The organism is Endozoicomonas sp. SESOKO4 (assembly GCF_024606275.1).
The window spans coordinates 1-3,953 of sequence record NZ_JAHHPS010000657.1 but is presented as its reverse complement, the minus strand read 5'-3'; the positions used below and the strand labels follow the sequence as shown (position 1 = coordinate 3,953).

Here is a 3,953-nt window from a genome sequence, read left to right as displayed (position 1 = left end):
CAATAATAGCGGCTGCCGGCGTCAGTCCGGCCAGACGGGCCAGATCACAACCGGCTTCAGTATGACCCGCACGGCTGAGTACACCGCCAGGCTGGGCTCTCAATGGGAACACGTGACCTGGCTGAACAATATCGCCGGGGCGAGTCGGAGGATCCGCGGCTACCCGAATCGTTCTTGCCCGGTCATGGGCCGAAATACCTGTTGTTACCCCTTCTGCCGCTTCTATGGAAACGGTAAAGGGTGTACCAAAGCCCGATGAATTGTCTTCCGAAGTCACCATCGGTGGCAGTCCCAGAAAATCGCAGCGTTCTCCGGTCAGAGTCAGGCATAGCAAACCTCTGGCTTCACGGGCCATGAAATTCACGATCTCAGGAGTGATCTTCTCAGCAGCGATTATCAGGTCACCTTCGTTTTCACGATCTTCATCATCCATCAGGATGACAGGTCTTCCGAGGCGGATATCCTCAATAATCTCTTCGATGGAGTTAAGCTGCATAACACCCCCGTGTGTGTTTTCTATACATCCGGTATGCGAAACCGGCGTATTCTAACGGTTTCATACCCAAGCTGGAAGCGATCACTTCATAAAGCCATGTTCGGCAAGAAAACCGGCGGTCAGACTGACAGGAGCCGATGGGCTCTCTTCCCTGAGGCTGGGGTCCATCAGCCTTTCCAGATACCGGGCCAGCACATCCACTTCCAGATTGATTTCTGTTCCTGCCCGATAGCCGGTAATAATGGTTTCCTGCTGAGTATGAGGCACGATGTTCAGGGCAAAGCGACAGCCGTCCACCTTGTTGACCGTCAGGCTGACACCATCTACCGTGATCGATCCCTTGTGGGCAATATACCGGGCCAGATTGGAGGGCGCCTCCACCCAGTAGACCGTTGAACGCCCCGAAGGTTCAATGGAGACTATTTTACCAACACCATCAACATGACCACTGACCAGGTGACCACCCAGCCGGGTTGAAGGTGTCAGAGCTTTTTCCAGATTCAGAGCAGAACCGACGGCCAGGCCCGAAAGCGTTGAATATTCGAGCGTTTCCAGGGAAACATCAGCCACATATCCCTGCCCGGTCAATTCAACTACGGTCAGGCAGACACCATTGGTGGCAATGCTGTCACCGAGTTTTACGTCTGAAAGATCCAAACAACCTGAGTTAACCGTTAGCCTCAGATCACCAGAGCGGGGTTCTACTTTTTGCAGGCTACCAACAGCCTCGATAATACCTGTAAACATGAATAGCGAATCTCAGTCGTCAGTGTTCTGTTTGAAAGTGGCCTTAAGGAGCCAGTCAGTACCAATAGCGCGAATATCAGAGATATTCAGTGCCAGCTTTTCTGACATCGACTGAAAGGGAAGGTTCAGCAATGGCCGGGCCGCTGACCCCATCAAGGTTGGGGCCATGAAGATATTCAGCTCATCCACCAGTCCTTCACTGACAGCCGCTCCGGCAAGGGTCGCCCCTGTTTCGAGCAAGACCTCCTGACAATCTCTCTGAGCCAGTTCGCTCATTAATGCGTTCAGATCAACCTGTCTGCCGGGGTTCAATCTAATCACTTCGGCACCGGCAGCCTCCAGCTGCGCCAGCCGGTTCTGTTCTGCCTGATCCGTGCAGACAACCAGAACCTTTCCGGGCCCGGTGACTACTTTCGCGTCTACAGGGGTTTGCAGAGATGAATCCAGAACGACCCTTAGTGGTTGTCTTCGAGCGAGTTTTTCAGCATCTGGGAGCCCCAACTCTTGCGCTCTGACGGTCAAAGAAGAATTATCGTGAAGAATAGAGCCAACACCCGTAATAACAGCACAACTTTGCGCCCGGAGCTTTTGAACTTCACTGCGGGCATCGGGTCCGGTAATCCATTGGGATTCACCACTTGCCATGGCCGTTCTGCCGTCCAGACTCATGGCCAGCTTCAGCCGGACATAAGGTTGTCCAGTCACCATCTTTTTGATAAAGCCTGGGTTCAGTGTTTTCGCTTCAAGCTCAAGAACACCCGATTCAACCTCAATGCCAGCGTCACTTAGCAGGCTCATACCACGACCGGACACCAGTGGGTTAGGGTCCTCCATAGCAGCAACCACTCTGCCCACTCGAGCTCTGATCAGTGCTTGCGCACAGGGCGGTGTTTTTCCAAAATGACTACAGGGCTCAAGGGTGACATAGGCTGTTGCTCCCTCAGCCCGGTCACCCGCCATTTCCAGAGCATGCACTTCAGCATGGGGCTCGCCCGAACGCTCATGAAAGCCTTCACCAACAATGACGCCATCCTTCACGATCACACAACCAACCCTGGGATTGGGCATTGTGGTGTACAACCCTTTCCGTGCCAGTTGCAGGGCTCGGGACATCATTTCATGATCAATGGCAGACGCCATAGGAGGCTCTCCGGGCTAAGTCAGAAATGGGGGCAGTTTATATGATTTTGCGGCCAGCATCACTCACTGACGGAATAGCCCGAGCACATCAATCGTAAGCATTCGCACTGTTCATCACACTCGATACCCTAGTAGAATCAAGCAACTACAAATGAGAAGAGTTGAGAGCAAGCAAGTGCAGCAACTTCGTTTTCACCATGTCGGGATACCTACCCGGGAAAAGCTATCAGACGATTGCTATAACGAGAAACTGAAACATCATGCCACCGGGTATTTCGAAACCCCTTATGGTGTTGAGTGGATGAATTTTGATGAAGACAATACATTACCGGAGATTATAAAAACCACGCCCCATATTGCCTTTGAGGTGGACGATATTCAGGAAGCCATAAAAGGAAAAGAAGTCGTTCTTGAGCCCACCTCTCCGGCAGAACATGTCACTGTAGCTTTCATCAAAGATGGAAGAACGCTCATTGAGTTGATTCAGTTTGATCGGCCAGAGAGTGAGATCTGGCCGCATCCGGAAAAATTCCTGCTGAAGTAAGCCATCGGGGCTTTTAGCGGGATATTTCCAGTTAAAAGCCCTTATCAGAGCGGGCTGACAAAGGAGGCCAGGGACGCGAATCTTCACTTTCGATCCAGGCTTTTACCCAACCTTCCGGCTCTGGAGACCAGTCTTCCATATCCATGGCTTTTCTGACGCGTTCAGTAGCGACTATCCGGCCCTTCTCGGTAACAGCCGTTCTTAACAGGACTGAAGAAGCCGGTTCACCTTTCACCCACATGGACTGGATGATATAAACCCATCGCTCATCCATCGCGGTCACCTGGGTGTACGTAGTCACTTTGTCGAACATTCGGACCCGCTTTCGATAACGAGTGGTACTGCCTGCCACCACCAATCCCCATTTCTCCCTTTTAAGGACAGCAGACAGCCCGCTCTGAATAGAAAGAGTAAACCGGCCCAGATCGAACAGCGTCAAAACCCGACCATTATTCATTTCCATGAACAGATCTAAATCCCATGGCATACAGCGAAAGCGATTCTCACTGATGGCGTCAACAGAAATTTTGGGGGCTTTGTTGGCCCTGCGGAGAGTGGTCAGGAGTCGAATGAATGGATACATGCTCAAATCTTCTAGTAATAATGCCCAGCATCATAGCCATTCAAACAGCATAAAGAAACAATCGTTTAACACTGAGTGATTCATGCATATTAATGAATGGATCAGCCGTTTTTTGTCTAAACTAGCCACGGCGACTTTCAGCCTGTAAGAGGTGTTTCATGGCTAAAAACAAGCTCATGCAAGTGATGAAAGTACGTGATGACAGCGCCCCTCCACAGACAATGTAACCATTGATAAAACCTGCTGGAACGGTGAGAAATTCAAAAATAAGTGAGGGAGAGGCTCAGAAAACAAGACTTCCTTCCGGAGTAAGCTATGAAAAAATCATTATTTATTATTGTATGCTGGTTTATTACCAGGCCTGTATTGGCATTAACAACTTTCCTCTGCATTGACTCCTCTGATTACATGCGCAACGGCGACTATAGTCCCAACCGTATCAT

5 protein-coding genes are annotated in these 3,953 nt (G+C 50.6%); 1 reads left to right on the top strand and 4 read right to left on the bottom strand.

The genetic code is table 11. The features are described from left to right. The 3 genes from ribB to ribD all read right to left on the bottom strand — a co-directional run. Positions 1 to 496, bottom strand: a 496-nt coding sequence (gene ribB, locus KDK16_RS12810; RefSeq protein WP_257276422.1) for a 3,4-dihydroxy-2-butanone-4-phosphate synthase, incomplete at its 3' end; no start/stop codon positions are given. Positions 497 to 577: 81 nt separating this feature from the next. Then, positions 578 to 1,243 carry a riboflavin synthase gene (locus KDK16_RS12805; RefSeq protein ID WP_257252361.1) on the bottom strand — a complete coding sequence of 222 codons (666 nt, stop codon included), beginning with the start codon at positions 1,241 to 1,243 and terminating at the stop codon, positions 578 to 580. Positions 1,244 to 1,255: 12 nt separating this feature from the next. Beyond that, entirely contained in the window at positions 1,256 to 2,383 is a 1,128-nt protein-coding gene (gene ribD / locus KDK16_RS12800; RefSeq protein ID WP_257252360.1) for a bifunctional diaminohydroxyphosphoribosylaminopyrimidine deaminase/5-amino-6-(5-phosphoribosylamino)uracil reductase RibD, read from the bottom strand. A 151-nt stretch (positions 2,384 to 2,534) separates the two neighbouring features. Here ribD and KDK16_RS12795 point away from each other — a divergent pair, with 151 nt between their 5' ends. Then, entirely contained in the window at positions 2,535 to 2,927 is a 393-nt protein-coding gene (locus KDK16_RS12795) for a hypothetical protein (protein WP_257252358.1), read from the top strand. A gap of 31 nt (positions 2,928 to 2,958) precedes the next feature. On the opposite strand, the gene KDK16_RS12790 is transcribed toward KDK16_RS12795, so the two are convergent. Beyond that, entirely contained in the window at positions 2,959 to 3,510 is a 552-nt protein-coding gene (locus tag KDK16_RS12790) for an acyl-CoA thioesterase (protein WP_257252356.1), read from the bottom strand. Positions 3,511 to 3,953: the final 443 nt, after the last annotated feature.

Bases quoted from the DNA above. Each gene is read 5' to 3' on its own strand.
- KDK16_RS12795 (WP_257252358.1), top strand. From the start codon at position 2,535: ATGAGAAGAGTTGAGAGCAAGCAAGTGCAGCAACTTCGTTTTCACCAT.
- ribD (WP_257252360.1), bottom strand. From the start codon at position 2,383: ATGGCGTCTGCCATTGATCATGAAATGATGTCCCGAGCCCTGCAACTG.
- KDK16_RS12805 (WP_257252361.1), bottom strand. From the start codon at position 1,243: ATGTTTACAGGTATTATCGAGGCTGTTGGTAGCCTGCAAAAAGTAGAA.
- KDK16_RS12790 (WP_257252356.1), bottom strand. From the start codon at position 3,510: ATGTATCCATTCATTCGACTCCTGACCACTCTCCGCAGGGCCAACAAA.